General features: G+C 62.6%; 23 protein-coding genes. 5 read left to right on the top strand and 18 right to left on the bottom strand.

Going from position 1 to position 25,413, the window contains the following annotated elements; translation table 11 throughout:
* Positions 1 to 64: 64 nt before the first annotated feature.
* From GO615_RS05620 to GO615_RS05685, 14 genes are all read right to left on the bottom strand, one after another.
* Complete coding sequence (locus GO615_RS05620) at positions 65 to 1,246, bottom strand: DUF7146 domain-containing protein (RefSeq protein ID WP_169126059.1); 1,182 nt, start codon at positions 1,244 to 1,246, stop codon at positions 65 to 67.
* Positions 1,247 to 1,564: 318 nt separating this feature from the next.
* The gene (locus GO615_RS05625) at positions 1,565 to 3,352 is read right to left on the bottom strand and encodes a vWA domain-containing protein (protein WP_169126060.1); all 1,788 of its coding nucleotides are present in this window, start codon (positions 3,350 to 3,352) and stop codon (positions 1,565 to 1,567) included.
* 15 nt (positions 3,353 to 3,367) lie between these two features.
* On the bottom strand, positions 3,368 to 4,513 hold the full coding sequence (locus tag GO615_RS05630) for a DUF3150 domain-containing protein (protein WP_169126061.1): 1,146 nt from the start codon (positions 4,511 to 4,513) through the stop codon (positions 3,368 to 3,370).
* Positions 4,514 to 4,840: 327 nt separating this feature from the next.
* Entirely contained in the window at positions 4,841 to 7,708 is a 2,868-nt protein-coding gene (locus GO615_RS05635) for an adenosylcobalamin-dependent ribonucleoside-diphosphate reductase (RefSeq protein ID WP_169126062.1), read from the bottom strand.
* Positions 7,709 to 8,059: 351 nt separating this feature from the next.
* Entirely contained in the window at positions 8,060 to 8,236 is a 177-nt protein-coding gene (locus GO615_RS05640; protein ID WP_169126063.1) for a hypothetical protein, read from the bottom strand.
* Between the two features lie 319 nt (positions 8,237 to 8,555).
* Complete coding sequence (locus GO615_RS05645; RefSeq protein WP_169126064.1) at positions 8,556 to 8,867, bottom strand: KTSC domain-containing protein; 312 nt, start codon at positions 8,865 to 8,867, stop codon at positions 8,556 to 8,558.
* A 14-nt stretch (positions 8,868 to 8,881) separates the two neighbouring features.
* Positions 8,882 to 9,100 carry a hypothetical protein gene (locus GO615_RS05650; RefSeq protein WP_169126065.1) on the bottom strand — a complete coding sequence of 73 codons (219 nt, stop codon included), beginning with the start codon at positions 9,098 to 9,100 and terminating at the stop codon, positions 8,882 to 8,884.
* A 77-nt stretch (positions 9,101 to 9,177) separates the two neighbouring features.
* Positions 9,178 to 9,732: a single-stranded DNA-binding protein gene (gene ssb / locus GO615_RS05655; protein ID WP_169126066.1), complete on the bottom strand. Its 555-nt coding sequence runs from the start codon at positions 9,730 to 9,732 to the stop codon at positions 9,178 to 9,180.
* A gap of 18 nt (positions 9,733 to 9,750) precedes the next feature.
* Positions 9,751 to 10,665, bottom strand: coding sequence for a hypothetical protein (locus GO615_RS05660; protein WP_169126067.1), 915 nt, complete (start codon positions 10,663 to 10,665; stop codon positions 9,751 to 9,753).
* Positions 10,666 to 10,708: 43 nt separating this feature from the next.
* A complete protein-coding gene (locus GO615_RS05665) occupies positions 10,709 to 11,398 on the bottom strand; it encodes a hypothetical protein (protein WP_169126068.1) in 690 nt (229 codons plus the stop codon).
* A 13-nt stretch (positions 11,399 to 11,411) separates the two neighbouring features.
* Positions 11,412 to 12,341: an AAA family ATPase gene (locus GO615_RS05670; protein WP_169126069.1), complete on the bottom strand. Its 930-nt coding sequence runs from the start codon at positions 12,339 to 12,341 to the stop codon at positions 11,412 to 11,414.
* A gap of 60 nt (positions 12,342 to 12,401) precedes the next feature.
* Complete coding sequence (locus tag GO615_RS05675; protein ID WP_169126070.1) at positions 12,402 to 12,932, bottom strand: hypothetical protein; 531 nt, start codon at positions 12,930 to 12,932, stop codon at positions 12,402 to 12,404.
* Positions 12,932 to 13,201 carry a hypothetical protein gene (locus GO615_RS05680; RefSeq protein WP_169126071.1) on the bottom strand — a complete coding sequence of 90 codons (270 nt, stop codon included), beginning with the start codon at positions 13,199 to 13,201 and terminating at the stop codon, positions 12,932 to 12,934. Before GO615_RS05680 ends, GO615_RS05675 begins: the two co-directional genes overlap by 1 nt.
* Before the next feature lie 568 nt (positions 13,202 to 13,769).
* Entirely contained in the window at positions 13,770 to 13,910 is a 141-nt protein-coding gene (locus GO615_RS05685) for a hypothetical protein (RefSeq protein ID WP_169126072.1), read from the bottom strand.
* A gap of 883 nt (positions 13,911 to 14,793) precedes the next feature.
* On the opposite strand from GO615_RS05685, the gene GO615_RS05690 reads away from it, so the two are divergent.
* From GO615_RS05690 to GO615_RS05710, 5 genes are all read left to right on the top strand, one after another.
* On the top strand, positions 14,794 to 15,543 hold the full coding sequence (locus GO615_RS05690) for a hypothetical protein (protein WP_169126073.1): 750 nt from the start codon (positions 14,794 to 14,796) through the stop codon (positions 15,541 to 15,543).
* Positions 15,544 to 15,545: 2 nt separating this feature from the next.
* A complete protein-coding gene (locus GO615_RS05695) occupies positions 15,546 to 17,339 on the top strand; it encodes a UvrD-helicase domain-containing protein (RefSeq protein WP_169126074.1) in 1,794 nt (597 codons plus the stop codon).
* A 49-nt stretch (positions 17,340 to 17,388) separates the two neighbouring features.
* A complete protein-coding gene (locus tag GO615_RS05700) occupies positions 17,389 to 17,631 on the top strand; it encodes a hypothetical protein (RefSeq protein ID WP_169126075.1) in 243 nt (80 codons plus the stop codon).
* A complete protein-coding gene (dinG, locus tag GO615_RS05705; protein WP_169126076.1) occupies positions 17,631 to 19,712 on the top strand; it encodes an ATP-dependent DNA helicase DinG in 2,082 nt (693 codons plus the stop codon). Before GO615_RS05700 ends, dinG begins: the two co-directional genes overlap by 1 nt.
* A 76-nt stretch (positions 19,713 to 19,788) precedes the next feature.
* Positions 19,789 to 21,930: a S8 family serine peptidase gene (locus GO615_RS05710; protein WP_246262171.1), complete on the top strand. Its 2,142-nt coding sequence runs from the start codon at positions 19,789 to 19,791 to the stop codon at positions 21,928 to 21,930.
* Positions 21,931 to 22,119: 189 nt separating this feature from the next.
* Here the strand turns inward: GO615_RS05710 and GO615_RS05715 are convergent, their stop codons facing one another.
* The 4 genes from GO615_RS05715 to GO615_RS05730 all read right to left on the bottom strand — a co-directional run bounded on the left by GO615_RS05715 (position 22,120) and on the right by GO615_RS05730 (position 25,292).
* Complete coding sequence (locus GO615_RS05715; RefSeq protein ID WP_169126078.1) at positions 22,120 to 22,590, bottom strand: hypothetical protein; 471 nt, start codon at positions 22,588 to 22,590, stop codon at positions 22,120 to 22,122.
* A 23-nt stretch (positions 22,591 to 22,613) separates the two neighbouring features.
* Positions 22,614 to 23,756, bottom strand: a complete 1,143-nt coding sequence (gene pilV, locus GO615_RS05720) for a shufflon system plasmid conjugative transfer pilus tip adhesin PilV (RefSeq protein WP_169126130.1) — start codon at positions 23,754 to 23,756, stop codon at positions 22,614 to 22,616.
* Positions 23,757 to 23,847: 91 nt separating this feature from the next.
* Positions 23,848 to 24,906 (bottom strand): hypothetical protein, encoded by a 1,059-nt coding sequence (locus GO615_RS05725; protein ID WP_169126079.1) that lies wholly within the window; start codon positions 24,904 to 24,906, stop codon positions 23,848 to 23,850.
* Positions 24,907 to 24,983: 77 nt separating this feature from the next.
* The gene (locus GO615_RS05730; RefSeq protein WP_169126080.1) at positions 24,984 to 25,292 is read right to left on the bottom strand and encodes a hypothetical protein; all 309 of its coding nucleotides are present in this window, start codon (positions 25,290 to 25,292) and stop codon (positions 24,984 to 24,986) included.
* Positions 25,293 to 25,413: the final 121 nt, after the last annotated feature.

Consider the following 25,413-nt stretch of genomic DNA (forward strand, 5'->3'; position numbering starts at 1 on the left):
TTGGCGATAGTTACCGAAAAAAAATGCCGCGCCTCCCCAAACTCGGGAAGGTCGCGGCAATCGGTCAGGCGGCGTGACGTTGCGGGTGTGGCAGCGTTTCGCCGTCCGTCGGCGCATAGGAGCGAACGGTGGAGCGAACCCCCTGTCGTTCAATCCGTGCGGCGATTGTTTGAGCCGCTCGCATGCAGGCCGTACCTGCATACAGATTGACTCGGGGCGACTGATCCGTGAGGGCAGCCGTGCGGACCTGCCATACATCGTCCATGTCGGTTCCGACCGTGGTCGGTACCACGAGGATGACCTGGATGCCACGGGCTTCCAGTCGCTCTTTCAGGACTTGCGCAGCGTAAAACCCCGCGCGTCGTCCCTTTTCGTCCGGATGGTCGTTGTCGACGAAGATGACCAACAACTTCACTTCGGCCGGCGGCTCGAATCCCTCCATGATGGTGGATGAGATCGTTGCCCACGTAGGCACGCCCGTCAGCGCACGACCCGCGATGCTGGTCTCGATCCCTTCGGCCACCCCCATCACAGCGCCCGTGACCGGGTACAAGCGAATAGCGGCGCCGTGCAGGCCAAGTCCCTTCATCGACTTCTTGGTCTTCGCGTAAGGCGCTTTCTTCCCATCTTGCGTGAGATATGAGCGATGCAGGCCGACCGGCTGCGCGGTTGGGGCCGTGGCCTTGGCGAGCATTACCGGGTGAGTCCCACGCTTCTTGTATCCAACCTTACCGTCTCCCACTTTCACCTTCTCGAAGTAGCCCATGCCAGGATGTAGCCGGAGGCAATTCGTCAGGCCCTCGATGGGTAATTTGCGGGTTTCGGTCAGGTAGCGATACACCGGATCGCCGGCGGTTAGGGGCAGAGACTCGGCCCACGCCTTCTGCAGTTTGCGTGCGATGCGTTTGCGATCGTCTTGAGCGCTGCTTTGCTGTACCGGTTTGGCCGGTGCAGCAATTGGGGTGGATTGCCCCTTGAAATAGCCCTCAACAAATCGCGCCGCCTCGACGAAGCTGCTCGTGCATTGGTACTTCATCAACAACTGGAAGCCGTCGCCGGCGCCGCAGCCGTTGCAGAAGTACGTTCCGCGACCATCCTTGTCATCGAAGCGGAACCGATCGGTTCCGCCGCAGAGTGGGCAAGGATGGTGTTCGCCGTCCAGTACGTCTTCGTCGATTCCAGCAGCGACGAGTATTTCCCGCCAGTGGCCGTTGGCCAGCTCGCGGGCACTTGGCCCGAATTTCATAATTTCCTCCTCGGTTGTACTCCACGACGGAGCCCACCGAAGACCTCCGACATGCGGAGGGCTTGGGTGGGCTGCCGCCGCGGAGTGGGTTACGTGCTTTGTCCGTTCAGGACGGTGAGAGCCACAGACGCGGGATGCGCCGGTGTTGGTGAAAGGCTGACCAAGGTCAGCGGTCTGGTGCAGTCGCAAGGACTGCGGCAGAAAGGAGGTTCGCCGAACGGCTTTTCGCCGGAGGCCTCTGCCGCCCCCGAGGAAAAGCCGCCTGTTTCCAGGCGGCGAACAAGGCGCCGGAGGGGATGTTCTCCCTCCGACTCTTGGCTATGCCGCTTCGCGCAGAAGCTGCTTGCTCATCATGTCGAAAACCGCGCGAGTCATCTCGTCGACGGAGCCGATGATGCGATGCGTCGGGAACAGCTGAGGCAGCTTCGCGGTATTGGCACCAATGCCCAACGCCAGCGTTTCCACATTTGCGTCCCTGAGCGCCTTGAGCACGTAGTCGGCACGTTCGAGCACATCCGGATCACCGTCGGTGACCACGAACAGGATCTTGCGCTCCTCCTTGCGACTCAAGAGCTGGTAGCCGCACCACATCAGCGCCTCGGCCATCGGCGTGCAACCGCACACACCCACGTTGAGGAAGCGCCCCGCCACCTCGCGCATGGGTTCATCGAAGTCCTTCAACTGCAGGACGTCGCTGGAGCCATGCACGTAGTGCGGGAACGCCGCCGCGGCCGACTCGACGCCATGCAGGCCATCGAGCGCGCTCGCCAAGGCCAGGGTGACCTTGGATGCCTTGTCGATGCCCGAGGACATCGAGATCGAGCGGTCGAGCAGCACCATGACTGCCGTATCGAGAGTGATCCCGACTTCGATGCGCTCGAACACCCGCGAATCCCCAACCGCCACACGTGAGATGCGCCGTGAGGAGAGTCGCCCTTTCCGCCCATACTGCACCGTGCTTTCCGCTTCCGCTTCCAGCAGGTTGTAGAGCTTGCGCTTCAATGCCCGCGTGTGATCGCGCACCGTGACCAAAGCCGTCGAGGCCTGGCTCGGTATGCCGACCGGTTTGGCATGTTCCGGCATCGAAACGGACGTGGTGCCGCACGCATCGGACTGTGCGTTGAGGGCATCCTTGACCAGATCGCCGATGTCGGAAATGCCGTCACCGTCTTCACCGGACAAGATCTTGCGCAGGTTATCGAACTTGTCCGAATCACCATGCCCATTCCCTGACGCACCGTCGGTCGAGTCACCCCCGGCGTTCTGGTCGTCGTCGCCATCGGTCGAGTCATCCCCGGCGTTCTGGTCGTCGTCGCCATCGGTCGAGTCATCCCCGGCGTTCTGGTCGTCGCCGCCATCGGTCGAGTCATCCCCGGCGTTCTGGTCGTCGCCGCCATCGGTCGAGTCATCCCCGGCGTTCTGGTCGTCGTCGCCATCGGTCGAGTCATCCCCGGCGTCAGGATCGTTGCTGGGTGGCGGAGGATCTTTTGCTTCTTCCTCCATCATCTTGATGATTTCGCCGGCAAGCACCACCGTGTCGTTGGTGTCTTTGCAGGCGGTGACGCGATACATCAGCACACGCAGTCGAGTCAGTACCGATTCCGGCAGCAACTCCTTGCAACGCGCCTCCGCGATCTGAGCGATCTCCTCGCACGCTTTCTGACCGAGGAGATCGGCGCGTAAGCGGCAAAGGATGTACGCGGACATTGCCCGATTGGCCGTGCAGTCGGGCGGGACCGGGCTGAAATACCCCGACTCCACCAGACCCTCGACCATCTCCGCGAGGCGGCGGCGACCACCCGGGAACTTGCGGATTTGCTTCGCTTCCATCCGCACGTCTTCGAGGCGTCCTGCCATTGCTTGCAGAGCCTTGTTTTGCTGAAACGCGCTGAACTGCGTCTCTTCGATATGCCCTGCCTCGTGCATGATCATGCCGTAGGCGAGCTTCTTGGCGAGCTTGTTATCGCCCGGCAGCGGGGGCAGATAGATCACTCGGCCATTCGTGTAGGCGCGGGTTTGCGTCCCGATCACCACCTCGACGTCGCAAGCGTCTGCGAGCATCTTGGCGTAGATCGGGAGCGCCCCCGTTGCGAGGGCGTCCTTCATGGTCTTTCTCCTGAATTAGACGCGGCGCTGCACCGGGGGCGGTGCCATGAACTTGCGCACCGCATAGTGGGCGTGAGCCATTCCAGCACCCATGCCAGGCACGACGCCCGGAACCGGGGCAGTTGCCATAGGCGAGGTGTCGGTCTGGACCGTGGGTTGCGTCACTGCTGTGCCGAACAGATCGTCCTGCGCCGTGGAGGTCGCGGTGTCGGGCTGTGCGGGTTCTGCTGCGACTTCTTCCTCCACCTCTTCCGGTTCGGCGAGGGCGGGGATGGATTCCTCAGTGGCTTCCTGTACGGTTTTGCCGTTCAGGATGAGGTCTCCATGTTCCTGCATGCGCGTCACGTCGGACAGGATGAAGATGAGTCCGTGCAGCGCGGTGAGCTCCATCCCTTCGATATGCCCCGCGGGGGGCAGCCTCTCGAGGATGTGGTCGATCGTGTCGATGAGCGGAGTGACCCGCTTGTCGAGGAACGACAGGCCGAAGAGCTTCTTGCGGATGGTGCGGACGGGGCTGAGGATCTTCTGCGTGACGCGATCGCGTCCGAGAAGACTCTTTTCCATCACCACACCGGCGGCTTGGGAGATTTCCGCATACAACTGGCTTGCCAGCCCGCCGATCTCGCTGTTCAACCCCTTGGCGAGCGGGTCGTTGGCGTTGTCGTCGGAGGCTGCCGTACTGACGCGGAACGCCGAGTAGCCGAACTGCAGGCGGCCATCGACATCCTGACGATTGAGCGCGGCCTCCTGGAGCATGCTGCTCCAGCCCGGATGCGCGGCAATCCAGTCGTTGACCATCTTGTCGTAGTCCGACAGGAAGTCCGCCTTGCGCTTCGTGAAGCGCGCAGCGATGTCATCGAGTGCCGTGGCCAGGCCGCTGGCTTCGCCTTCCGGGACGGCATAACCGCCCAGGAATCGCACACCGATCTTCGCGCACTCGCGGTGCGCTTCCTTTTTGAGTGCCTCGAAGTCGCTGATTTCCTCCGGATCGATGACCTTCTTCGACCCGAGGGAGGCGACATCCTTCGGCGGTATTTCCGAGTCGGTCGCACGGATGTCCTCGCGCTTCAGTCGCCGGCGGCCGCTCCACAGGGAGATGGCGTCGAGCGAGAAGACGATGACGTTGCCGAGTGTGACTTCGGGAGTGGTCGTGTTGCTCATGATGCCTCCAAATGAAAAGGGGGCATCACGCCCATCCGGGGCGAGATACCCCAGGTGGGAACACAGATTGGCGGGTGCGGGCGCACCCTTTGTGAAAGGCGGAAACGAGTTCCGCGGGCTTGGCGTCCGCAAGGGACGTGAAGTTACCGAAATCCTCCCACGAACTTGCCTGTCATGCAACAGGCCGCGCGCCGAAAAAGGATGGCGATAGCCCCGTCGAGGGTCATCGCCATCATCTCTCGAAGAGAAAAGGTGCCCCGGTACAACCCCGCGAAGGGGCCGTACCAGAGCGGTCGCTGCAACTTCGCAGCTTTTGGCGTCGGCGGCTTAACCGCAGCTGCCGATTTCGCCACACGCCGTGCATCGCGTGCATCCCCCGCCGTCACGAATGACGGCATCGGCCCCGCATGCCCCGCAACGCTTGCCCGCGATGATGCCTGCGGTGGACTCCTGTACGGCACGGTAGGCCGGGGTTTCGACCCGCGCAAACGCTCCCATGTCGGCGAGCGGCCGCGCATCCTCATCGAGTAGCCCCAACTGCACGTACCGATGCAGCACGAGATGCGCGATGTAGGCGACGGTCGACGGATACACCTTTTGCTTGCCCTGGCCCGGGACGAATGCCATGAAGTCGCCCATCGGTTCCGGGTGGTCCAGCAGCTTACGTAACTTCTCGCCGATCCAGGCAAGGTCCACAACGCGCATATCGAGCGACAGTAGCTTGGACAGCCCATCGAGGACGCGCGGATAGTTGCCACTGAGCCACATCGAATACGGCCGACGCGACCCATTGGGCATCTGCAGTTCTTTAACGCCGAGGACGAAATCATCGCCCGTAGCAGGATTGCAGACGTCCACGGTCCAACTCATCGTTCCTTCGGGTCCTGATTTAGGCTCCTTGCGGCTGATGAGTGCATCGACCATGGGCGACACACCGTCTTGCTCGAACACGCCGAGCTTGTCGAGGCGGTAGCGCACCACCGTGGCGAATGCTGCCACCACAGAGGGCACCCTACGAGGCGTTCCATCCGGCGGCAATGGCAGCTCGAAACCCATGTCATCGTTCGCTTTCGCGAGCGAATCGAGCTTCATGCGCAACCACCCGCGGTCGGCCGAGCGCATATCCATCGAGAGCGTCTTGGCGACCGCACCGAGGCCACGCGGCTGCTCGCTCCCGTTCACCCAAACTTCAAAGGGCATTGCCTTGCCGCCCTCCTCCGCCTCACCCACGAAAACCGCAAACGAACCGTGCGGGTGCTTCAGTAGGTAGGTCCATGCCAGATTGCCATCCGGCATGTCGGGGCGACCGGGCCAGCGCAGACTTGCGAGCGCCGGAACAGGGGCTTTGTCGAGCGTCACCCGGCGATCAGGGTCAGCGACCAGATCGTTCGGGAGCGTCGGCTCATTCTTCTTGTCCGTTGCGGACACCGTAAGCACCGCACCCGTGACCGAGTTCGGGCGATAGGTGGCCAGCCCTTTCAGACCAGCTTTCCACGCGTCCATGTAGAGCGACGCGAAGTCTGCGAACGGATAATCTTCTGCGACGTTGACCGTCTTGGAAACGGCGGCGTCGATGTACGGGGCAACCGCCTCGACCATGCGCAGATGATCCTGCGCGCTGATCTCGAGCGCCGTCTTGAAGCGCGCCTTGAGGTCTTCCGGGTTTCCGCCGAGATGACGGTAGAGCCGGTAGGCATGATCCTCGACGTCGTACACCTGGTGCGAGCCGTCCGCCATCCGCTTTCTCCGCTGGTACGACCAGGCGAAGGGCGGCTCGATGCCGTTGGAGGCATTGTCGGCGAAGGCGAGCGAGATCGTACCCGTGGGCGCGATCGACAGCAGATGCGAGTTGCGAATGCCGTGCTTGCGAATCCGCGCCTGCAACTGCTTGGGCAGGGTCGACGCGAAGTGCGGGGCGGCCAAATACTCCGCGGCATCGAACAGAGGGAACGCCCCCCGCTCGATGGCGAGCTCGACCGAAGCCTCGTAGGCGGTGTCGCGCATCACTTCCGCGATCTTGGCCGCCAGTTGGCGAGCCTCGACCGTTTCGTAACCGATGCCCAACATCATCAGCGCGCTACCAAGTCCCGTGAAGCCAAGACCGATGCGGCGCTTTGTCTGTGCTTCCCCTTTCTGCTCCGGCAAAGGCCATTGCGTCAAATCCAGCACATTGTCCAGCATGCGCACCGCCGGCGGGATGACCGCGCGGAAACGCGCGAAGTTGAAACGCGCGTCCCTCGCGAACGGACGGTCCACGAACGGCGTGAGGTTGATTGCCCCCAAGTCGCAGCAGCCGTATGGAGGGAGGAACTGCTCGGCACACGGATTGGTGGCCTCGAAGATTTCCACGTACCCGAGGTTGTTCAACTGATTGGCCCGGTCCATGAAGATGATGCCCGGCTCCGCGTGGTCGTAGGTCGAACGCATGATGAGATCGAAGAGCGTGCGCGCCTCGACCGTGCGATAGACCCACTTCCCATCCTCACGCTGATACGCACCGGCCGCACGCAGATCCGCGGCAGGTTCAGCAGCGTGCACCAATTCCCACGTCCCGCCCGCTTCGACTGCCTGCATAAAGGCGTCCGTCACGGACACGGAAAGATTGAAGTTGGCGAGGTCGCCCCCGTCCTTGGCATGGATGAAGGCTTCGATGTCGGGGTGGTCGCAACGCAGCATGCCCATCTGGGCGCCACGGCGCGCGCCGGCCGACTCCACGGTTTCGCACGAACGGTCGAACACGCGCATGTACGACAGGGGGCCGCTTGCACGACTCGCTGTCCCTTTGACGAGCGCACCCGCCGGGCGGATCCTGGAGAAGTCATACCCGACTCCCCCGCCCCGGCGCATCGTCTCGGCCGCCTGTGCAAGCGCGGTGTAGATGCCGGGGGCGTCCTCATCGTCACCGGACACCGAATCGCCCACCGGCTGCACGAAGCAGTTGATGAGCGTTGCCGCAAGGCCGGTGCCCGCCGCGGAGTTGATGCGTCCAGCGGGGATGAACCCGTTTTGCATCGCCTCCATGAAAACCTCCGCCCAATGCTGCGGGCTGGGCTCGTTGGCGGCAAGGGCGACGGCAACACGGCGACGAACATCGTCGGTCGTGCGTTCGTTGCCCTTGGCGTACTTTTCGATCAACACTTCGATGCTGATCGGCTGCGACTCGAAAATCGCCGGTAGTTGATGGATGTTGCCCATGATTCGCTCTCCTGGTATTGCCCGACGCGGGGCCCACCGAAGCGGAGCGAAATCCCCCCATAGGAGGCCGCACGCGCTTGGGTGGGCCCCGAGAAGGGCTGAGTGAAAAAAATGAATACCCGACCAGGAGCAGTTCAGACCCCGAAGCGGGCTGATGCTCCCGCGACGGGTTGTTGAAAGGCTGGATTCATCGCCGAAGCGATCCGTGTATCCCAGCTACGGTTTGCGCATGCTTCCCAAGCGTGCGACGCAAAACAAGGTTCTTGTCGTTGTCCTGAGCAGACAAGAACAAGAGCCCTGACACGAGCGAAGCGCCCCGCGACCGCCTTTCGGCCGAGCGCGGGGCATTTGTCAGTGAAGCGTCACCGACGTATTGATCGTGGTGGCCACGGCACGCACTTTGCGACGGATTTCGGGCGTGATTTCGCCCGACACCAGTGCCTTGTGAATAGCCGCTCCCTCATTCAGCCCGTAGGCGGAAACGAGACGATCGTAGATAGCGGTGACCTGATTGAGATTTGCAAACATTTTCGCTCTCCTTGGATGGAACCGGGGACACCCCGCCAATGAGGCCTCAATGAAGCACCATTGGAGGGGTGTCCGCCGCCAGGGAGGCGGTTTGCTCTTGCGACAGCGGTCGCTCAAGCGGCAGCAGGGCTGCCTTTTTGTGGCCGGGTTTGACGTACCCTACACGCACCTTGCGGCGCACGGGTGCTTGCGCACCGGATGCCGAGCGCAATGCTGCGGCACGAAACTATGCTGAGTTTATAGCAGATTTCCCGCTTTCCGAAACCACTTTGTGGCTTGGGAAAGCGCCCTGTCCGCACACGGACAGGGCTTTCGTGGATCAAAAGAGCGCCGGGCGTCGGCACGCGTCGCGCACGAACGCGAGCACGTTGCTGACCGTCCGCATCGCAGCGGCCACCGGTGAGTCCGGAATGCCGTCTTCGATTAGCGTAGCCGGATAGTTCGGCTTGATCGTCTTGTTCAAGTGCTGCCCGATGCTTGAGGCTGACTTGAAGGCGACCCAGGCCGACAACACCACACCGTCGTAACGGTACAGCGCGCCGCTACGAAATCGCACGAACAACTGCATTGCCGTGGAGTCGTAGCCGATCTGTGCGACGTTCGAGGATGTCACATCCTTCATCGTGACCATGATCGCACCCTCGCTCAGTGAACCGTGATGAGCGGCAGGATGCCGGCGATCACTTCCTCGCCATACGCCCGCGGCCCTTCCTCGGTGCGCAGCACGAAGTTCGCACCATCCCAGCCCACTTCCACCTGCTCCGCGCGGAGCGAGGTGAAGGGGTGGTAGAACGCGCCGGTATCGACCTGCGCCGCCTTGATGGCGCTCGCTAGTTCTTCCGCGCTTTCAATCGTCGTTGCCATTTTGCATGTTCCTCCGGGTGATGCAGGAGCCCATGCCCCCGCAGGGCATGGAACCCTGCGGGCTGGTCAATTACGACTTAGTTGGGCAGCGCCTTGCGGTGCTTTTTGAACAGTGGGTCATATTCAAGTTGCATGGTCGTGAACGGGATGTCGTCATCGTCGAAATCGCCGAAACCACCACCCCCGCCACCGGCAGGTGCCGGCTGCTGGCGTTGCTGCGGTGCCGGCTGCTGGCGTTGATGCGGTGCCGACTGCTGCGGCCGCTGCTGAGGCGACTGATCGCCATCCTGACCTGCATTCCGGACGCCGAGCATTTTCATCTCGTCGGCGCGGATCTCGGTCGTGTAGCGGTCCTGCCCGTCCTTGTCCTGCCACTTGCGGGTCTGCAGACGTCCTTCGACGTACAGTTGCGAACCCTTCTTGACGTACTGCCCGACGATTTCCGCGAGCCGCCCGAAGAACACAACGCGGTGCCATTCGGTCTGTTCGCGCTTTTCGCCGCTTTGCTTGTCTTTCCACGTTTCCGTGGTAGCCAGCGTGATGGTAGCGATTGCGTCGCCGCTCGGTGCGTAGCGCACCTCGGGATCTTTGCCGCAATTGCCGATCAGGATGACCTTGTTGAGCGATGCCATTGTTGTAGCTCCTTCTGCTTACGCAGCTAATTTCTGAACGGACCAGATTTTCTTGTGAGTAGTCCGTCCCCTGTGATGCACGGGTGTTTCGCCAACCAGCGCGACACGCACGGCATCCCCGATTTCCGCCCCGGATTCTTCGACTGCTCGCTCCAGGTCGGTGCCCCACAACTGTTGATCGTGTCCGAGCGCCTCGTCGGCGATCGTCACGCAGTAGCAGTCGTACGGATTTGGTACTCCCGTTCGGCGCTCCATCCCCGCGCGCCGAAGCACGCCGCGATAGCTCACCAACCCACCTTTCGGCACTCGCATCGGCGAAGCCTTGCGCGGAGCCACTTTCGGAAGCTCCGGTTCGGCGCTACTCTGCTCGGCCGGTGTTGCAGGACTATCTTGCACGGACTCGTTGCCGATTCCAGTGCTTGAAATAGCCCCTTCCTGTGGTATTTGCTGCGCATCTGCAGCCGATTCCACGAGTTGCTGCGCGAGTGCCGCGAACTGCGCCTCGACTGCCTTGATGCTCGACCCAGCCAACGTGGCAGGGGGCAGGTCGATGCGTTTGCCGTGCTGTGCAACCAGCGCCGACTCCCGCATCACCACATGCGCGCGTACCTCGTCGCCGAAGTAGCGGATATGGAGGATGGCGCCACCATTTCGCAGATCCATCGTCTGGATGCGGTTGGCGGGCCCCAGGCCTTGCTCGGGCATTGTGACTGGCTCTGCGGCGGACCGAGGAGCCAGTTGCTGGGCCGTCAGCGGCGAGCGGACTTGTTGCTCACCCCACTTGTTGCTTGCCCACCGGATAACCGGATGAACAGCCCACTTTGCGGTGAATGCGAGCAGGACCACCGTGCCCACAAGCACCGCCCCAACGGTCGCACCGAGAGCCATGCCTACGGTGTCGATGCCGGAAATGCCTTGATTTCCGTAACTCATGAGACGTCCTTCGGGCGGCGACGCCGCCCATCGTGTGTTGGAATTACCAGAGCGCGGCGCGTACCGCGTCCGCCTTCACCTTCACCGGCGGGGCCATCAGCCGAAGATCGGCTGCCAGCTCACGCAGGTTCGGGATGTCGGCAAACTGCTCCGGGTTTTCATGCAGCCACATGCGACTGCGCTGCTTGTCGTCCTGATCGAACACAGGGTTTCGGAGGGCTTCCCCCGCCGCCAGAACCGCCAGACGCCCGAAGGCGCCGTTGTCGACGTAGGCGGCGAGAGTCCCGCTCGTCACGTTGGAGAGGCATTCGAGGGAAGTGCCGTTGGGCAGGCCGATGATCAGCCTGTCCTCCTGCGCCTGAATCTCGAACACGCCCTGAAGCGCATCGCGTACGACTGCGATTTGCTCCACCTGCACCGAAACGTAGGCCGTCGGCGCGAAGCGGTTGGGGTTGGCTGGTTGAGCGGAGGAGTGCGGCGTCCAGACAATCTTCTTGTCCTCGACGTCGTACTCGCCCTCCTCGTCATAGCCTTGCACCAACTGCTCCGAGATCCGGCGCGACACCTCTTCATCGAGATCCCGCGCCTTGGCCTTGATGGGGCCACCGTTGAGGACTCTCTGCGAATACTTGCCGTAGAAGACCAGCACCCGCGAGTTGTCCCGGCAGATCGCCCACACCTTGTCCGAGCTCCCGTCGGTGTAACGGAAGACCCGCATGCGGAAGGTCGCCATGACTCACCTCCGCTCACTTCATGACATCGGCGAGGATCTCGTGGATAGCCTCACGCGACTCACGCGGCGATGCGTTGGTGAGCGCGCGCTCTAGCCCCATGCGGAAGGGATTCTTTCCGGCCCCCTGCCCGATCACACTGGCGAATGTTGCGGTCGCCTTCGCCCAACGCACCAAGGTGCGCGTGCTCATGGTGACTTCCAGTGCGTCGGCGCCATCGTTTTCGCCCATGTACTGCCGACGAACCCGACCGGCCACCTCGAGCATCGACGCGGCGAATGTTGCTGCCGTGTCGTCGTCGAAGACCGCCTGCAACTCCTTCTCGATGAGCGGCTGCTCATCGGAGGCGTCCGGATACCCGAACTCCACGGTCCAGAAGCGCTCCCGGTTGGAAGCATCCTCCGGGTTGCGCCCGAAAAAGCCCAGCGCCTTGTCGTTGGGGTTGGCGGCTGCGAACAGCCTGAACCCCGGTTGGAAGATGATGCGCTCCCCCGTCTCGGGAATATCGATCGAGTTGCCTTCGGCCGCCCGGTTGAGCGACGTAATGGCCCCGGCCGACATCACGTTGTACTCGTCGATGAAGATCGAGCACGCGTTCTCCGCCGCGATGTGCAGCGGCCCCGGGACGTAGCCCCAACCAGCCGCACCCGCCGTCACCTTACCGATGAGGTCATCGGCTTCGGTACGCGAGTTGGTGTTCGGCATCAGCAGCGGGTAGCGCAGCGCCGCGTGGAACTGCTCGACCAGCGACGTCTTGCCGCAGCCCGCCGGGCCGGTGAGTTTCATCGCCTTCTCGCCCGAGAGCCAGAAGACGATCATCTCGCTCACGAGCTCCTTGCGGAACACATAACCGGGATTTTCCTGGGGCACGTAAGGGGCAGCCCCTTCCGGTAATGCAACGATGCCTTGCTGCGCGCACAGATTGCGAACGTCCTCGTGATTCATGGTTTGCTCCAGTGAATTGAGGGAGTCCGCACCCCACCGGGGCGCGAGACCCCCGTGGGATTAATGAAAGAATTTCCGTGCGGCCGCAGGCATGCGGCGCAGAACGTGATCCCGGATGTTCGCGGGATCCATACCTTCGAGCTTGCAGCAGAAGGTGAAGGTCCAAGGCACCTGCCAGGTGTAGACCGGCACCTCATGTCCGTTGCGGACCACCGTCCCGACCAGATCGGGATCGAAGATCCACTCCAGAATTTCACGCTTCTGCTCGCCGTTGCCACGGGCCGCGAGGGCGCGCAGCGACTCTTCAAGCAGCACCGAATGAAGTTGGAGGATGCCCTCCATCGTCCATTCGGGCTTCTCAGGGGCTTCGGCGTGTTCGAGTTGAGCGAAGTCGACCGCTTCGATCACGGGAGGCGCCGCATCGGTGAGGATGGCCGTCTCGTGATTGGGCGAACCGTCCATGTCGAACAGGGGGAGCGTGAGCAACTCGGCCAGGCGCCGAGGCACCCGATCCTTGTCGCTCGTCACGAGACCTAATTCCAGCGTCGCGTGGCGCACCCGTTCGGGCAGGTTTTCGACAAGGAAGGCCATCACTGCCCCCCCTTGCGGCGCTCAAGGGTGTAACGCCGCTTCACCTGACCTTGGACCGTCCCGAAGGATTTGCCCTTCTCGACACGGAACTCGAGGAAGCGCCCGCCTTCGATCTTGGTGATGACCCCCACCTCGCCCGGCTTGTCGTGCAAGGACCAGATGATGGTTTGATGCTTGTTCGGGCCGCGAATGGTCGCATCCCGTTCGATCGGCTTGGCTTCGCGCCATTGACCGATGTCATAGAGAATGCCCATGACGTCCTCCTTCATGGAATTTCGGGAGGACGCCCCCAACGGGAGCGGACCCCCGTGGGTTGATGAACATTGACGCCTGACCATTGCTGGCCGGGCTTTGTGAAAGGCTGGATTGAGGCGAAGTGCCATCGTGCTGCGCCAGCTCGCATTGCACGAAGAAACGCACTTTCCGTGTCCGCGCAGGACAGGGGAAATGCGCTTTCCGGTTGCACATAAAAAATTGCCCCCCCGCGCCTAGCGCTGGGGGGGCCGGCTTTGCCGAACCGATTGAACGCTGCCCAGCAGCGTCGGGATTGGTTCCGCTACACCCGTCTTGCCCCCTTCACTTCCATCCTGGAAGAGCCGCCGAAGCGGACGCAGGGATCACGAGGCATGCTGCCCTCGGTGTCGTGTTACGACACGGGGTCTTACAACCTGCCCAAGCGAACCCCTGCTGAGAGGGGAATGCCGTCCCGCTTCTGGCGCGGACGGTCTTGGTCGATGCTCGCTGAGCATCTCATGCGCGAGATTGCGCGATGGACACCCTGATCAGATCAAGGTGCCGGATTCGGCCCCCCGCACAAGGCGGGGGGGACGGTTTTGCTTACTCGGTGGCCGCGTCGATTGCGGCGAGGCGGCTCGTAGTGATACGGCTCACCTGCTCCTGGGTTTCGGATGCTGCGAGAGCGCCAAGACCCATTTGCACCACGGCGACGAGGGCTGCAACGACAAGCGCGGTTTTCATGATGGACTCCTTGAGATGCTGCGGAGTCCCACAAGCCCCTGCGGGGTTGTGAAACCCCGCGGGTTGATAAAACGGCCCCTGCGCCGAGCGCAGGGGGCTGGATGCTTCCAAACCTGGTGAAGCCTGCCGAGCAGGATCAAGACGGTTGTGAAGCATCACTTTTTCCCCTTTCGCTTCCGTACGGGAAGCGTCGCGATGAGCGAACGCAGGGATCACGAAGCACGCTGCCGCGCGGCGCACCAAACGCATCTCACCAAGGAGAGCGAATCCACGACGCAGATGCGTCTGGGTGCAGGCGGTCTAATGACATGCTCAGTCGAATATTCGAGCGCAATGCTCGAGGAGGTCGCACAACGGAGTTGTGCTTGGGACAGCAGCGCGAGGGCTGCGATGGCGAGTGCGCAATGCACTCTTGGTGAAAGGCTGCCATAGCTGGCAGCAAGGCTCCGCAAGGGAGCGTTTGGTCGGCGACAATCGCACGACGCAAGAAAGCGACTTATCGATCAGGTCTAGGTGGAACCGGATGGAGAAGCCGCCTGATGATGCGCGGCCTTTTCGGGATTCGCGCCACTCGCTCACGATGGGGAGCAGCGCGCTTTTACGGAACAGCTTTTTTCGGGGGTGGGCTGCCGTCACAGCCACATCTTGAAAGGCTCGAAATGGTGCCAGTTCCAGCTACTGGAACCCCGTCATGCCGAGGTTGAATGCATGGTATGCCTGTCGATTTGTCACTGTCAACACCTCGCATACGACATTTTGATTCGCCACGCTATTCCCTGCCGCTGCGGTTAAACGACGGTTTATCGGCCTTTTGCTTGCGCACTTTTTTTTGCGACCTGTTCCATGCTGAAGCCTCCAAATTCTGTGCAAGGAGAGCGACACCATGACTGACGCCACGCAAACCGACGATCTGCTGGCCGCAGCCAAGAAGGACTGGCGGCGCAACTTCGCGGGCGCAATGCTCACGAAGAACCCGAAGTTCATGACGCCGACGGTGCGTCACTACTTCGCGCGCCAGTACGACCAGCTTGGTCGCAACGTCTACTTCATCTCGATCTTCGGCCGCATTCTGGTCAAAGGCGAAGGCGTTTCCGAGGCCGAACGCAGCATCTACGACCGCATCACCAAGATCGGCGAAGAGTGCGGCAAGAAGGTCAATGCCATGAAGGCAGTTGCTGCGGAAGCGGGGATCACCGACCTTGCCTCGTACCCGCTGGCCGACAAACGCGACATCACCGCCTTCGTGATCGTCCCGGCGCAGAACAAATTCCTGAAGGTTCTGGAGATGGCTGACGAGTATCTCGTCATGGTCAATACCCTGTGGCTTGAAGGCGAGATCACCGACAAGGCCAAGTCCACCGCCGAGATGGAAATGAAGCACCAGCTTGGCCAGATCGTGTCGATGGTTCGCAAGATGCGCATCTACATGCAGACCAAGGTTCGCGAGGCGCAACGCGCCGCAGCCGCGGCCGACGCCGCCGGCGGCGATAAGGCCACCGGCCCCACCGCAGCCGAGCTGTCCCAGGCCGAAGCGCAAACGGCGGCTTCCGAGGGCATCCGCTCCGAGGGCGTCGAGGATGTCGCAGCCGAGGAAGAGGCCACCGAGCGGGAAGGCGAAGCGGTCGCCGCCTGACCGTGCAGCTCAACGCGGAGCAACGCCGAGTCGTGGAGTGCGATGGCCATTGCCTGGTCGTCGCATGTCCCGGCTCGGGCAAAACCCGCGTCATCACCACCAAGATCGGCGCCCTCCTCAAGCGCCACCAACGTAGCCGGATCGTGGCGGTGACCTTCACCCGCGAATCCGCAGGCGAACTGACGCATCGCGTCACTGAGGAAATCGGCGAAACCCTGTTTAACGCCGCATGCCGCATCGGCACCTTCCATTCCCTGTGCATCCGGCAGCTACGCAATCACAACCGCTTGGGCAAAGTCGCAGGCCCCGGCGAGCAGATCATGTTCGTCAAGCGCGCGATGGCCCTTGCTGCCCCCGGCATGGCTTGGGACGAAGCCACCGGCATCATCGAGAAAGCGAAGGGGTCGCTTGGCACCAACGCGGCACAGGAAAGCGATCTGTACCGCGCCTATGCCGAGCTTCTTGCCAAGCACCGCGTGTGCGACCTGTACGACGTGATCCGCGATTCGGTGCGTCTGATGCGGACAGGGGAGATCAAGCCCTACCCCGCCAAGTTCCTGCTCATCGACGAGTTTCAGGATACCGACGAGATTCAACTGCAGTGGGCGCTCGAGCACGCCAAGGCGGGCACCAATGTGACGGTCGTGGGCGACGACGACCAAAGTATCTACGGCTGGCGTGGCGCGTTGGGGTATGGCGGCATGCAGCAATTTCTGGACGCCACCAAGGGCGAACACATCACCCTTGGCCTCAACTACCGCTGCCACGCCGAGGTGCTTGGCGCTGCCGACCTCGTGATCCAGAACAACTCCGCCCGCATCGACAAGTCGCTCGTTGCTGCGCGCGGCCCAGGCGGCGCTGTGCGGGTGTCGCGCCACGCCAATCGCGAATTCGAGGCCGAGGCCTGCGTCGCCCACATCGAGGAAGATGCCAAGGCACTGCCCGAGGGCGCGCATCCGCTATTTACGAAAACCGTCCGCGACGGCTCCTGGGCGGTGCTGTGTCGCAACCGGCGACATCTCGACCGCGTGGAAAAGTACCTGCAACGATGGGGCATCCAGTGCTACCGACCGCCGAAGGAATCCTTCTGGTCCCGCGCCCCGCAGAATGTCCTTCTCGCCCTGCTTGCCTCGCTCGACAGCAGCTCCACGTCCGGGTTTGACGGGGCGATCGAGCACGCCCTCTCGATGTCCGTGAAGGGCGCGGCGGCACGGCTTGCGCTCAAGCATTTGCATGACCAGGTGCAGGACTTCGGCGCGTTCCGTCACGGCACCGTCACGATCGACTACGACAAATTCATGCCTGAGGAGGCGAAGATCATCGCTGATTTCGCCTCGCGCGTGCCGGCATGGCGGCGCAATGTCGAGGCGGGCCGGTACAACATGGTGATCCGCGCGGTGGCCGACTGGTTCGCGTCCTTTGAGGACTCGGAGGAGCAGGCCGACGACGTGCGGTCGGCGGGCGAGACACTATGCCGGCTGCGGGGCAACCTCTCGATGCGCGTCAATGCGCTCACGAGTGCCTCCAATGACGCCAAGGGCAAGCCCAAGGGCGTGCAGTTGCACACCATGCACGGTTCCAAGGGTCTCGAGTTCGACAAGGTGTGGATCATTGCCGCCGAAGCCTCCACGATCCCGAGCCCCAAGGCGTCGGATTTCGAGGAGGAACGCCGCCTGATGTACGTCGCCATGACGCGCGCCAAGAACTGGCTGATGATCTCGTCCATCATCACCGAAACCATCTCGCCCTTCGTTGTCGAGACCGGCATCAATACCGATCTCGGGGTGGCGGCGTGAAGTCATTTGGGGGGTTGAACTGCGAGGCATCCATGGGAAATTGGTTCTCATGGAACAACGACTCGACTTCCCCGGCGTGCACGTCTGCGCGCAAACCGTCCTCGGCGATCAGCCCGTCGTCGTGTTGTGCGATGTGGGCGAGAGCTTCGACTACCAGCCCGAGCGGCACTTCTTTGCCGTGCCCGCCGATGCTCCCGCGCTGCGCTACGAGTTCGCGGTGGCCGAGAAGGTTGTTCCCGACAATCACGATCCGCGCCGCTATGCGTGGCAGCCAGTCGACGGGAACCCCTGATGCTCACCGAGGACATGAAATCGGCCGTACGCGCCTTCTACTCGCGCGTGAGTACCGAATTGCCCGGCTTCAAGCCGCGCGTCGGGCAGCGTGAAATGATCGCGGCGATCTCCAATGCGCTCGGCCGGGCGCGGCTCAAGGAAGACGAGCAAGTTGCCGGCCAGAACATCGTCGTGGTCGAGGGTCGCACCGGCGTCGGCAAAACCGTGGGCTACCTCGTTCCGGCGCTGGCGCTGGCCAAGCAGCTCGACAAGAAGGTGATCGTCAGCACCGGCACGGTGGCGCTGCAGGAGCAGTTGGCGACTCGCGACGTACCGGCTATGGTGGCCTTGCTGGGCCGCCCGGTCACCACCCATCTCAGCAAGGGCCGGCGCCGCTACGTTTGCACGTCGCGGCTTCACGCCTTGGCCGGGGATGCCGAGCAGGAAGGGCTGTTCGGTGATGCGGTATGGGACCGCCGACCCGAAGAGCGCGAGATCACGATGCTGCGCGACATGCGCGCCAAGCTCGTGGACAAGGCTTGGAGCGGCGATCGGGATGCGCTGAGCGATGCGGTGCCCGACGACCTATGGGCACGCATCAGCACCGACTCGCCCGGCTGCACGGGACGCCGCTGCCCTGCCTACCACGAATGCCCGTTCCAGATCTCGCGGGCGGCAATGCTCAAGGCCGACGTGATCGTGGCCAACCATGACTATGTACTGAGTTGCCTTGCCTCGAACAGCCACATGCTGCCCGAGCTCAAGGACGCGATCATAGTCTTTGATGAGGCGCACCATCTCCCCAAAGTGGCGATCTCGCGCTTCGCGCAGAACGCGCACCTGGTTTCGGCGACAAAGTGGATCGAGCGTGCGCCGAGCCTGCTTGGGCGCGTGTCGGCGATGCTGCCGGACCCCATTACCGTCAATGCGTTGAGCGATTGCGCCAAAGCCCTCGTGAATGCCATGCAGGACTTCGCCACCGCGCTCAAGCGAAGCGAGGCCTTCTCGGAAAAGGGCGTGCTGCGCTATCCGTTCGGGCAACTCGACCCCGGCAGCGCGGAGCTTGCGCGCCGCATCTGCACCCACGCCGACGAGTTTCATGAATCCGCGACGATGATCACCGAGGCGTTCGCCGAAGCGCTTGAAAAGGGGCGTATCTCCGCGACCAGCGGCGAAGTGGTGTTGCGCGACCTGAGCCCCCTTGTTGGCCGGATCGACGCGCTCGCCGAGTTCTGGACCGATTTCTGCGCGGAGGACGGGGACGGCGAGCCCACCGCACGCTGGGTCGAGCGTCGGGACGAGGGCCGCGACTACGTGGTGAATCTGTCGCCGATCTCGGCGGCGCGCACCCTGTATCGTCACGTCTGGACACAGGCCGCGTCGGTGGTGCTCGCCTCGGCGACGATTCGCACCTTGGGCAACTTCAACTCGTTTCTACGCGATACGGGCTTGTCGACGCTTCCCGAAGTGATGGCCGTCGCGGTGACCTCGCCCTTCAACTACCCCGAGCAGGGCGAGCTGCATATCCCGCGCATGAAGGCCGATCCGAAGAATGCGGCCGCTCACACACAAGAGATCATTCAGGTGCTGCCGTCGATTCTTGAGCGGGTCGATGCCGGGGCTCTGATGCTCTTCGCCTCGCGCCGCCAGATGGAGGACGTCTACAAGGCGCTGCCCCGGCCAATTCAGGTCGATGTGCTGATGCAAGGCACGAAATCGCGCCCCGCGCTTCTCGCCGAGCATATTGATCGGGTATCTTCCGGGTCGCGCAGCATTCTCTTTGGATTGTCCGGACTTGGCGAGGGCCTCGATCTGCCCGGTCGCCTGTGCGAGCACGTCATCATCGCCAAGCTGCCCTTTGCCCCTCCCGACTCGCCCCTCGAGGAAGCGATTTCGGAATGGATCGAGAGCCGTGGCGGGAATCCGTTTTCGCAGATATTCCTCCCAAATGCCAGCTTGATTCTGGTCCAGTGGGTGGGAAGATTGATTCGTAAGGAAGAGGATCGCGGTCGAATCACGATCCTCGATAGTCGGATTGTCTCAAAGGGCTATGGGCGCCAGCTGATTGCCGGATTGCCGGAGTTCCGGAGAGTTGCTTAGAAGGAGATTCATAATGCATCACTTTCGTCTCACCCCCGTCTATGTGGCAATTCTCTCCGCGCTGTTGGCGGGTTGCATGGGCGGAGGTAGTTCGCCTGCGATCCGTCGCATCCTTGATCCGAGCCCCCCGCCGCCATCGCAATCGACCAATCCGGATCGCATTACGATCAGCGGGGGGGCGAGTGTTACCGTCGCCGTGGTCGACTCGGGGGCGCGACTCACCCATAACGAATTTTCGGGCGGCGTGGTGAGTTCCACCTACAACGCTATCGACGGCAGCTCCAACGTCAATGATGCCGATAGCCAGTTCCACGGCACCGCGATGGCCTCGATCGTCGCCGGCAAGACCCAGGGCTATAGCGGCAATGCCAAGCTGATGATCGTCAAGGGAATGGACGTGGCCGGCGGAAGCGTCCTGACCCTGGCTAACGGGGTGTCCTACGCGGCGCAAAATGGGGCGCGCGTCATCAATTCGAGCAACTCCGGCTGGCAGGTATCGCATCCGGACGCGATTGCCCCCTATCAGTCGATCGTCACCTACGATTCGCTGTGGGTGAATGCTGCGGGCAACGGCGGCCTCAACATCACCGACGTCCGTGTCCCGAGCGCATTCTTCTTCGAGAGCCGCACGGACCTTGCCGACATCCGCAATCGCATGCTGGTCGTCGGCCGGCTGAATGAAGCCGAAACGGCGCGCGACACAGACAGCGACTACCCCGGCGGCAATACCCTTCTGCAAGAGCGTTTCGTGCTCGCGCCCGGCACGACGATCGGCGCAGCCCACGGCACGGGCGACAGCACCTATCGCCAGGTCGACGGCACTTCGCCGGCTGCGGCCGTTGCCTCGGGTGTTGCAGCGAGCATCATCTCGAAATGGCCGCACCTGACCGCACCCCAGACCGCCTCGATCATCCTCGACACGGCCCGCCGCTCCGACCCGTTGTACTCGCAGAACACGTGCGGAGGCAGCGGCACCATGAACTGCGGTGCGTTCTACATGGGCCGTGGCATCCTCGATCCAGTGGCGGCGCTCAACCCCGTCGGCACCCTGTCGATGGCGCTATCCGACGAGGTGGCCGGCCCCTCCGTGCCTGTTGCCCGCACGGGCCTCGCCGCATCGATGGCCTTCGGCGACGCCTTTGACGGCCTGAGTCGTCTTCCCGTGGCGTCGTTCGACGCCTACGGCCGCGACTACCTGGTCACGCTGCGCATGGCGCCCGCGCAAACGGCGCTTGCCCGCTTCGGCGGACTCGGGTCCAGCATGCTCCGGGGGCACACCGAGTATCAGCGCGTCAGCGACGAGTTCGGTAACTCGCAGGAGAGCTTCGTGCGCATGAATGCCGACGGCTCGGCCGCGGCGGCGATGAGTTTCCAGACTGGCGACACTAAGGTCACGGGCTATCGCTTCGGCTTCGGCGAGAGCAATCCGGCAGCCATGCCCGACGGGCTCACTTCGCTGCATCTGCTCTCCTACAACGGCAATGGCGCCATCGCGAGCGACTACCTCGCAGTGTCCGGCGTTTCAGGCGAAGTCGCATCGGGCATCGAGCACCTGACCTTCGGTTTCGATGTGTGGCGCGCAAACAATACCGTGTCAGGTCTGGACGGCGGCGATCAGTCGGCGACGCGGACCGAAGTCACCCTGCGCTATGTGCCTGCGGACTGGATGCGACTTTCGGCGGGCATCGCAAGCCTTATCGAGCGCGAGGCGATGCTCGGCACGAAAGCGACTGGCGCACTGCAGTTCCGCGACGGCACGCCGTTCGTGAGCCAGACGATTGGCCTCGACATCCTGCCGCTCCCCGGCGCGACGATGTTCGCCCGGTATGAAAGCGGTGCGATGTCCAATGTCGGCGGTGCCGGGCTGATCGACAGCGTGACGAACATCCGGGCTAGCCAGTTCGCGATCGGAGCGACTTACGAAACGGAGGGCCTGCATGCCGCATTGGTTGGGAGCTCGCCGCTGCGTGTCGATTCAGGCGTCGCGCACCTGAGCGTACCGACTGGCCGCACGATCGACGGCAAGGTGCTGCGTACGGCGTTTAGTTCGGAGCTTGCCCCCAGCGGGCGCGAGCGCAGCATCGAGTTCGCGCTGGCAACCCACGTTGGCAAGACCGCTGTCGTGCAGATCAATCTCAGCCGTACGGTCGATCCCGGCCACAATGCCCAGGCCGACGCCGAGAACATGGTCGCGCTCGGGTACCGCACCCGATTCTGAGCTGTTTCACACGATGGGGCGTGCGTTCCGCAAGGGGCGCCGCCCCATCACTCTTTCAGGCGTCGCAGCGTGCTGGTCGCACTACGTGTAGCGTCACCGGCTACCCACTGCGACCCCACGAAGAAAGGCCGCGCAGCCCACCGAACGGACTGCGCGGCCTTGTGGATTTTGTTCAGGGGCGCGGCGTGCTCAGTAGAAGGCTTTGCCCTCACCCAATAACGTGAAGATGCTCTTCCCCGAGCAGCTTCTGACATAGGCTCCAGACTTATATGCTCCATCGGGTCTGAAGATGATATACGTATCACCTGCATTCACATACTTGACATTTCCGGTGTCGTACTGCGCGAACAAGACGAGCAGGCGCTCATCTCCGGCGTAGTCGGCACACGCGACATAACTCGGCCAGTGATCGGCCAAACCGAGCATGTGTGCGAGTTTCGCTCCGTCGGTGCTCGGCGGAGTGGGCATATACGGCAACCCCCGAACATAACCGCAGCCGGTGAGATCGCAGGTTCCCGCCGCGGTTTTCGCGGCCGAAATTTGTCCCGAGACACCGCTCACGGCCGTCGTGTACTGCGCCGAAAGTGTTTCCGCAGTGGTGCCGGCGTTCGCGAAACCCGATGCGGCCACAAGCACCAAGTACAACAGGTTCTTCTTCATGTTCTTTTCACCCTATTCCCAGGTTATGAGCACTTGATCGAGATATTCAGGCTCGTGTAATTCGGATCGCCAGCGATCCAACCCGACTGCGTGTAGAGAAACAGCATCGGCCGCCATTGCCAGCCGACCCCAGACACATCGACGATGGACGTGGCGAAGAACGGCATCGGAGGGTTCGTACTCATCGACACGGCAGACGCGTGAAGCTGGGGGGAGCCGGACGGGCATGACTGTTTGTTCACCGGCGTACCATTGGGCACCACATCCGAGTGATACACGCCTTGCGAAAGGCGGGCCACGCGCCCGGTCGGCAGCGTCAGTCCCGTCAGGAAGCCGTCTCGCGCCGCCATATTGCCGTTCGGCGCATACAGGTTGCCGTTGACCGTCATGACGTCGTTGTTGGCCAGGACTCCACCGGCGGATGCAACCCAACGCGTCGCATTGAGGTCGCGGGCATTCGCCACGTCGTTGCCGTTCATGTCGACCGACGTGTTCATGCGGTTCAAGTCGGGGCGGCCGGCGATCGCGTTGCGCGCGAGCCACTCACCTGCCCCACCCAAGACATTGGTGCCGTTGCGATCCATCGAGAGGAGTGAGATCAGCCGTCCTGCCGTGGCGGGCGTACCCGAACAGCGGCGGGTGGCCACCGCGGTGGTGTAGTTCGCCAGCGCCGTCGCCCAACTGTTGTAGGGTCCGCGCGCGATGGTTGGCGCGAGGGCATACACGGCGCCCGCGCCCTCGCCGGCATGCGTGACGACATAGCCGAGCTGGGCGTCGTCGATCGCGTCGCCCCCCTCGGTGGTGATGGCCGCATCGATCCGGTCAGCGCCCGAGTTGAAGTAGACCATCACGCATGGCGTCTGCCGATACGAGTTCGCCGCACCAAACCCGGGGGGCAGCCACTGCGCGAGCTGCGCGGTGGTCACCTTTACGGGCGTGGTCGTCGTGGCGGTCGCGGCCACCGCATTGCGATTGACCGGATTTCCGAGCCAGTTCTTGATCGCCCGCGTCAGTTGCGACTGATAGAGCGCCGCTTGTTGGCTCTTGCTGTCCTCCACGGACGACAGCGTGATCGTCGTGAGGCCCGCAGCCAGCAGACTCATGACACCCAGACTGGCCAGGATCTCAAGAAGCGTGATGCCTCGTTGCTGCTTGCGTGTACGCATACCGCTATTCCGTCGTCGTTTCAACCCAAGAATCAGGATAGAACGCCCCAACGGAAAAGTGGCCTCGTTAAAAGGCCGGTTTCCCCACCATTTAGTGCAGTGTTCTGTTCTGTGCGTACTCGACTTCGAGTTCTGCAAGCCCATATTCGGTCACTTGGTTCTTGAGCGTCCGAATGATGTCGTCGAGGGCCGGCCCCTCATGCATCGACAGGGACGCACCAAGAGCGACCATTGGCAAGTCGCCCCGGCGCAACTCGAACTGCAGGAATCGCTCGCCAACGTGCGCCGCCTCGATGTCGATCGCAATGTGCGCGCTCAAGTGGTCATCCGACGCCCGTTCGGAGGCAAGCATGTCGTCGACGAGGGTCTGCAGATGCATCTGGCGCGCGGATGCGAGGGCGGCGCACATGGGCTGCGGTGCGCCGAGTCGGACGCGCACCGGCATCGGGCCTGACAACGCGAATTCAAGAATTGCGCGCAGCCGCGGCAACAGTGAATCACAACGCATGGACTCAAGATGCGTGTCTGCCGCCCGCGTGCTGTAGACGCATCCGACCAAATGACCGCTGATCATCGTGCCGCCCCCCGGGCGTTCGTGGGATTGCGGTTCGGATGCCTGGCTCAGCGCCCGCAGGCGCCCACCCTGTCCGCGAGCCTGGCCGCTCGAGGCGGCCATCGAGCACATGAACATCTCTCGCCCAAGCCCATACAGATCGCTTGGCCCAAGGTGCGCGAGCCGGGAATGCTCAACGATGTGGTTGAGCAGCATTCCGTTGCGCCCAGCGAGTCCGTTATCGCGCAGCGCACGCATGAGCAGCGGCAGCACGGCCGTCAGATCGAGCGCGTCGTGGGGCACCTCGGCATCGCATTCGATCAAGACCGGGAGCGAGAACAGGTGCGAGTGGTAGTTCGAGCGCCCCATGCGATAGACCTGATGCTCGATCGAGTTCCGCACGGCAGCTTCGATACGGCCGGCCAGGTCCTGCTCGCGCTGGTAGATCAGTCTTACGAGCTCCCCGTCCTCGCCGGCGTTCAGACGATCTCGCACCCAGCAAAGGGTGTCTACCGCGCTGGCGCAGCGCAGCGCGGCGATGGCTTCGATCGGCGCCCTGCTCCAGTTTTGATCGTTCATTTTTTCCGTGTTGCTCATGTCGGGCTCCGTGTTATCCACAGCGCTATACACAGAATCTGTGGATAAGTGATTTCTCTGATGATGGGTGCTTTTTTCTACGCGGCATTGAGTGCCGCGCGCAGACCGAATGCCTCGGGGAAGAGATCAAAGGCTTGCTCCATGAGGGCTCGCGTGAGCGGATGGGCGTGGGCCGACACTACCCCGCTCAAACCCCGCACTTCATGGATGAGATGGTCGAGCTCGTCGTACTGGCGCCATACGCCCGCATCCAGTTCATCGTGGCCCGGCAGGTTTGCGGCTCGAAAGATTGCGTGAAAAAGGTCCGGGACGTCGCTACGCGGCAGCACGCAGTGCCATGCGATGTCGTTGGCCGCCGCCGCGGCAATCGGGATGTTGGTTTGCATGGAACCCAATCTACGGGCTTCGAGAGCCGATTCAAGAGATGAATTGAATGTACTCCTGACTTCAAGGCAATTTGCGCACGCAAATGACAGGTTCACGCACCAATTACCCGCCCTGCAGCGT

This window comes from Aromatoleum evansii (assembly GCF_012910805.1).
Taxonomy (GTDB): domain Bacteria; phylum Pseudomonadota; class Gammaproteobacteria; order Burkholderiales; family Rhodocyclaceae; genus Aromatoleum; species Aromatoleum evansii.

Bases quoted from the DNA above. Each gene is read 5' to 3' on its own strand.
- ssb (WP_169126066.1), bottom strand. From the start codon at position 9,732: ATGGCATCGCTCAACAAGGTCATCCTGATCGGCAATTGCGGCAAAGAT.
- GO615_RS05620 (WP_169126059.1), bottom strand. From the start codon at position 1,246: ATGAAATTCGGGCCAAGTGCCCGCGAGCTGGCCAACGGCCACTGGCGG.
- GO615_RS05715 (WP_169126078.1), bottom strand. From the start codon at position 22,590: ATGAAGAAGAACCTGTTGTACTTGGTGCTTGTGGCCGCATCGGGTTTC.
- GO615_RS05710 (WP_246262171.1), top strand. From the start codon at position 19,789: ATGGGCGGAGGTAGTTCGCCTGCGATCCGTCGCATCCTTGATCCGAGC.
- GO615_RS05635 (WP_169126062.1), bottom strand. From the start codon at position 7,708: ATGGGCAACATCCATCAACTACCGGCGATTTTCGAGTCGCAGCCGATC.
- GO615_RS05680 (WP_169126071.1), bottom strand. From the start codon at position 13,201: ATGAAGGAGGACGTCATGGGCATTCTCTATGACATCGGTCAATGGCGC.
- GO615_RS05630 (WP_169126061.1), bottom strand. From the start codon at position 4,513: ATGAGCAACACGACCACTCCCGAAGTCACACTCGGCAACGTCATCGTC.
- GO615_RS05670 (WP_169126069.1), bottom strand. From the start codon at position 12,341: ATGAATCACGAGGACGTTCGCAATCTGTGCGCGCAGCAAGGCATCGTT.
- GO615_RS05700 (WP_169126075.1), top strand. From the start codon at position 17,389: ATGGAACAACGACTCGACTTCCCCGGCGTGCACGTCTGCGCGCAAACC.
- GO615_RS05665 (WP_169126068.1), bottom strand. From the start codon at position 11,398: ATGGCGACCTTCCGCATGCGGGTCTTCCGTTACACCGACGGGAGCTCG.
- GO615_RS05650 (WP_169126065.1), bottom strand. From the start codon at position 9,100: ATGGCAACGACGATTGAAAGCGCGGAAGAACTAGCGAGCGCCATCAAG.
- GO615_RS05690 (WP_169126073.1), top strand. From the start codon at position 14,794: ATGACTGACGCCACGCAAACCGACGATCTGCTGGCCGCAGCCAAGAAG.
- pilV (WP_169126130.1), bottom strand. From the start codon at position 23,756: ATGCGTACACGCAAGCAGCAACGAGGCATCACGCTTCTTGAGATCCTG.
- GO615_RS05625 (WP_169126060.1), bottom strand. From the start codon at position 3,352: ATGAAGGACGCCCTCGCAACGGGGGCGCTCCCGATCTACGCCAAGATG.
- GO615_RS05730 (WP_169126080.1), bottom strand. From the start codon at position 25,292: ATGCAAACCAACATCCCGATTGCCGCGGCGGCGGCCAACGACATCGCA.
- GO615_RS05675 (WP_169126070.1), bottom strand. From the start codon at position 12,932: ATGGCCTTCCTTGTCGAAAACCTGCCCGAACGGGTGCGCCACGCGACG.
- GO615_RS05640 (WP_169126063.1), bottom strand. From the start codon at position 8,236: ATGTTTGCAAATCTCAATCAGGTCACCGCTATCTACGATCGTCTCGTT.
- GO615_RS05645 (WP_169126064.1), bottom strand. From the start codon at position 8,867: ATGGTCACGATGAAGGATGTGACATCCTCGAACGTCGCACAGATCGGC.
- dinG (WP_169126076.1), top strand. From the start codon at position 17,631: ATGCTCACCGAGGACATGAAATCGGCCGTACGCGCCTTCTACTCGCGC.
- GO615_RS05725 (WP_169126079.1), bottom strand. From the start codon at position 24,906: ATGAGCAACACGGAAAAAATGAACGATCAAAACTGGAGCAGGGCGCCG.
- GO615_RS05685 (WP_169126072.1), bottom strand. From the start codon at position 13,910: ATGAAAACCGCGCTTGTCGTTGCAGCCCTCGTCGCCGTGGTGCAAATG.
- GO615_RS05660 (WP_169126067.1), bottom strand. From the start codon at position 10,665: ATGAGTTACGGAAATCAAGGCATTTCCGGCATCGACACCGTAGGCATG.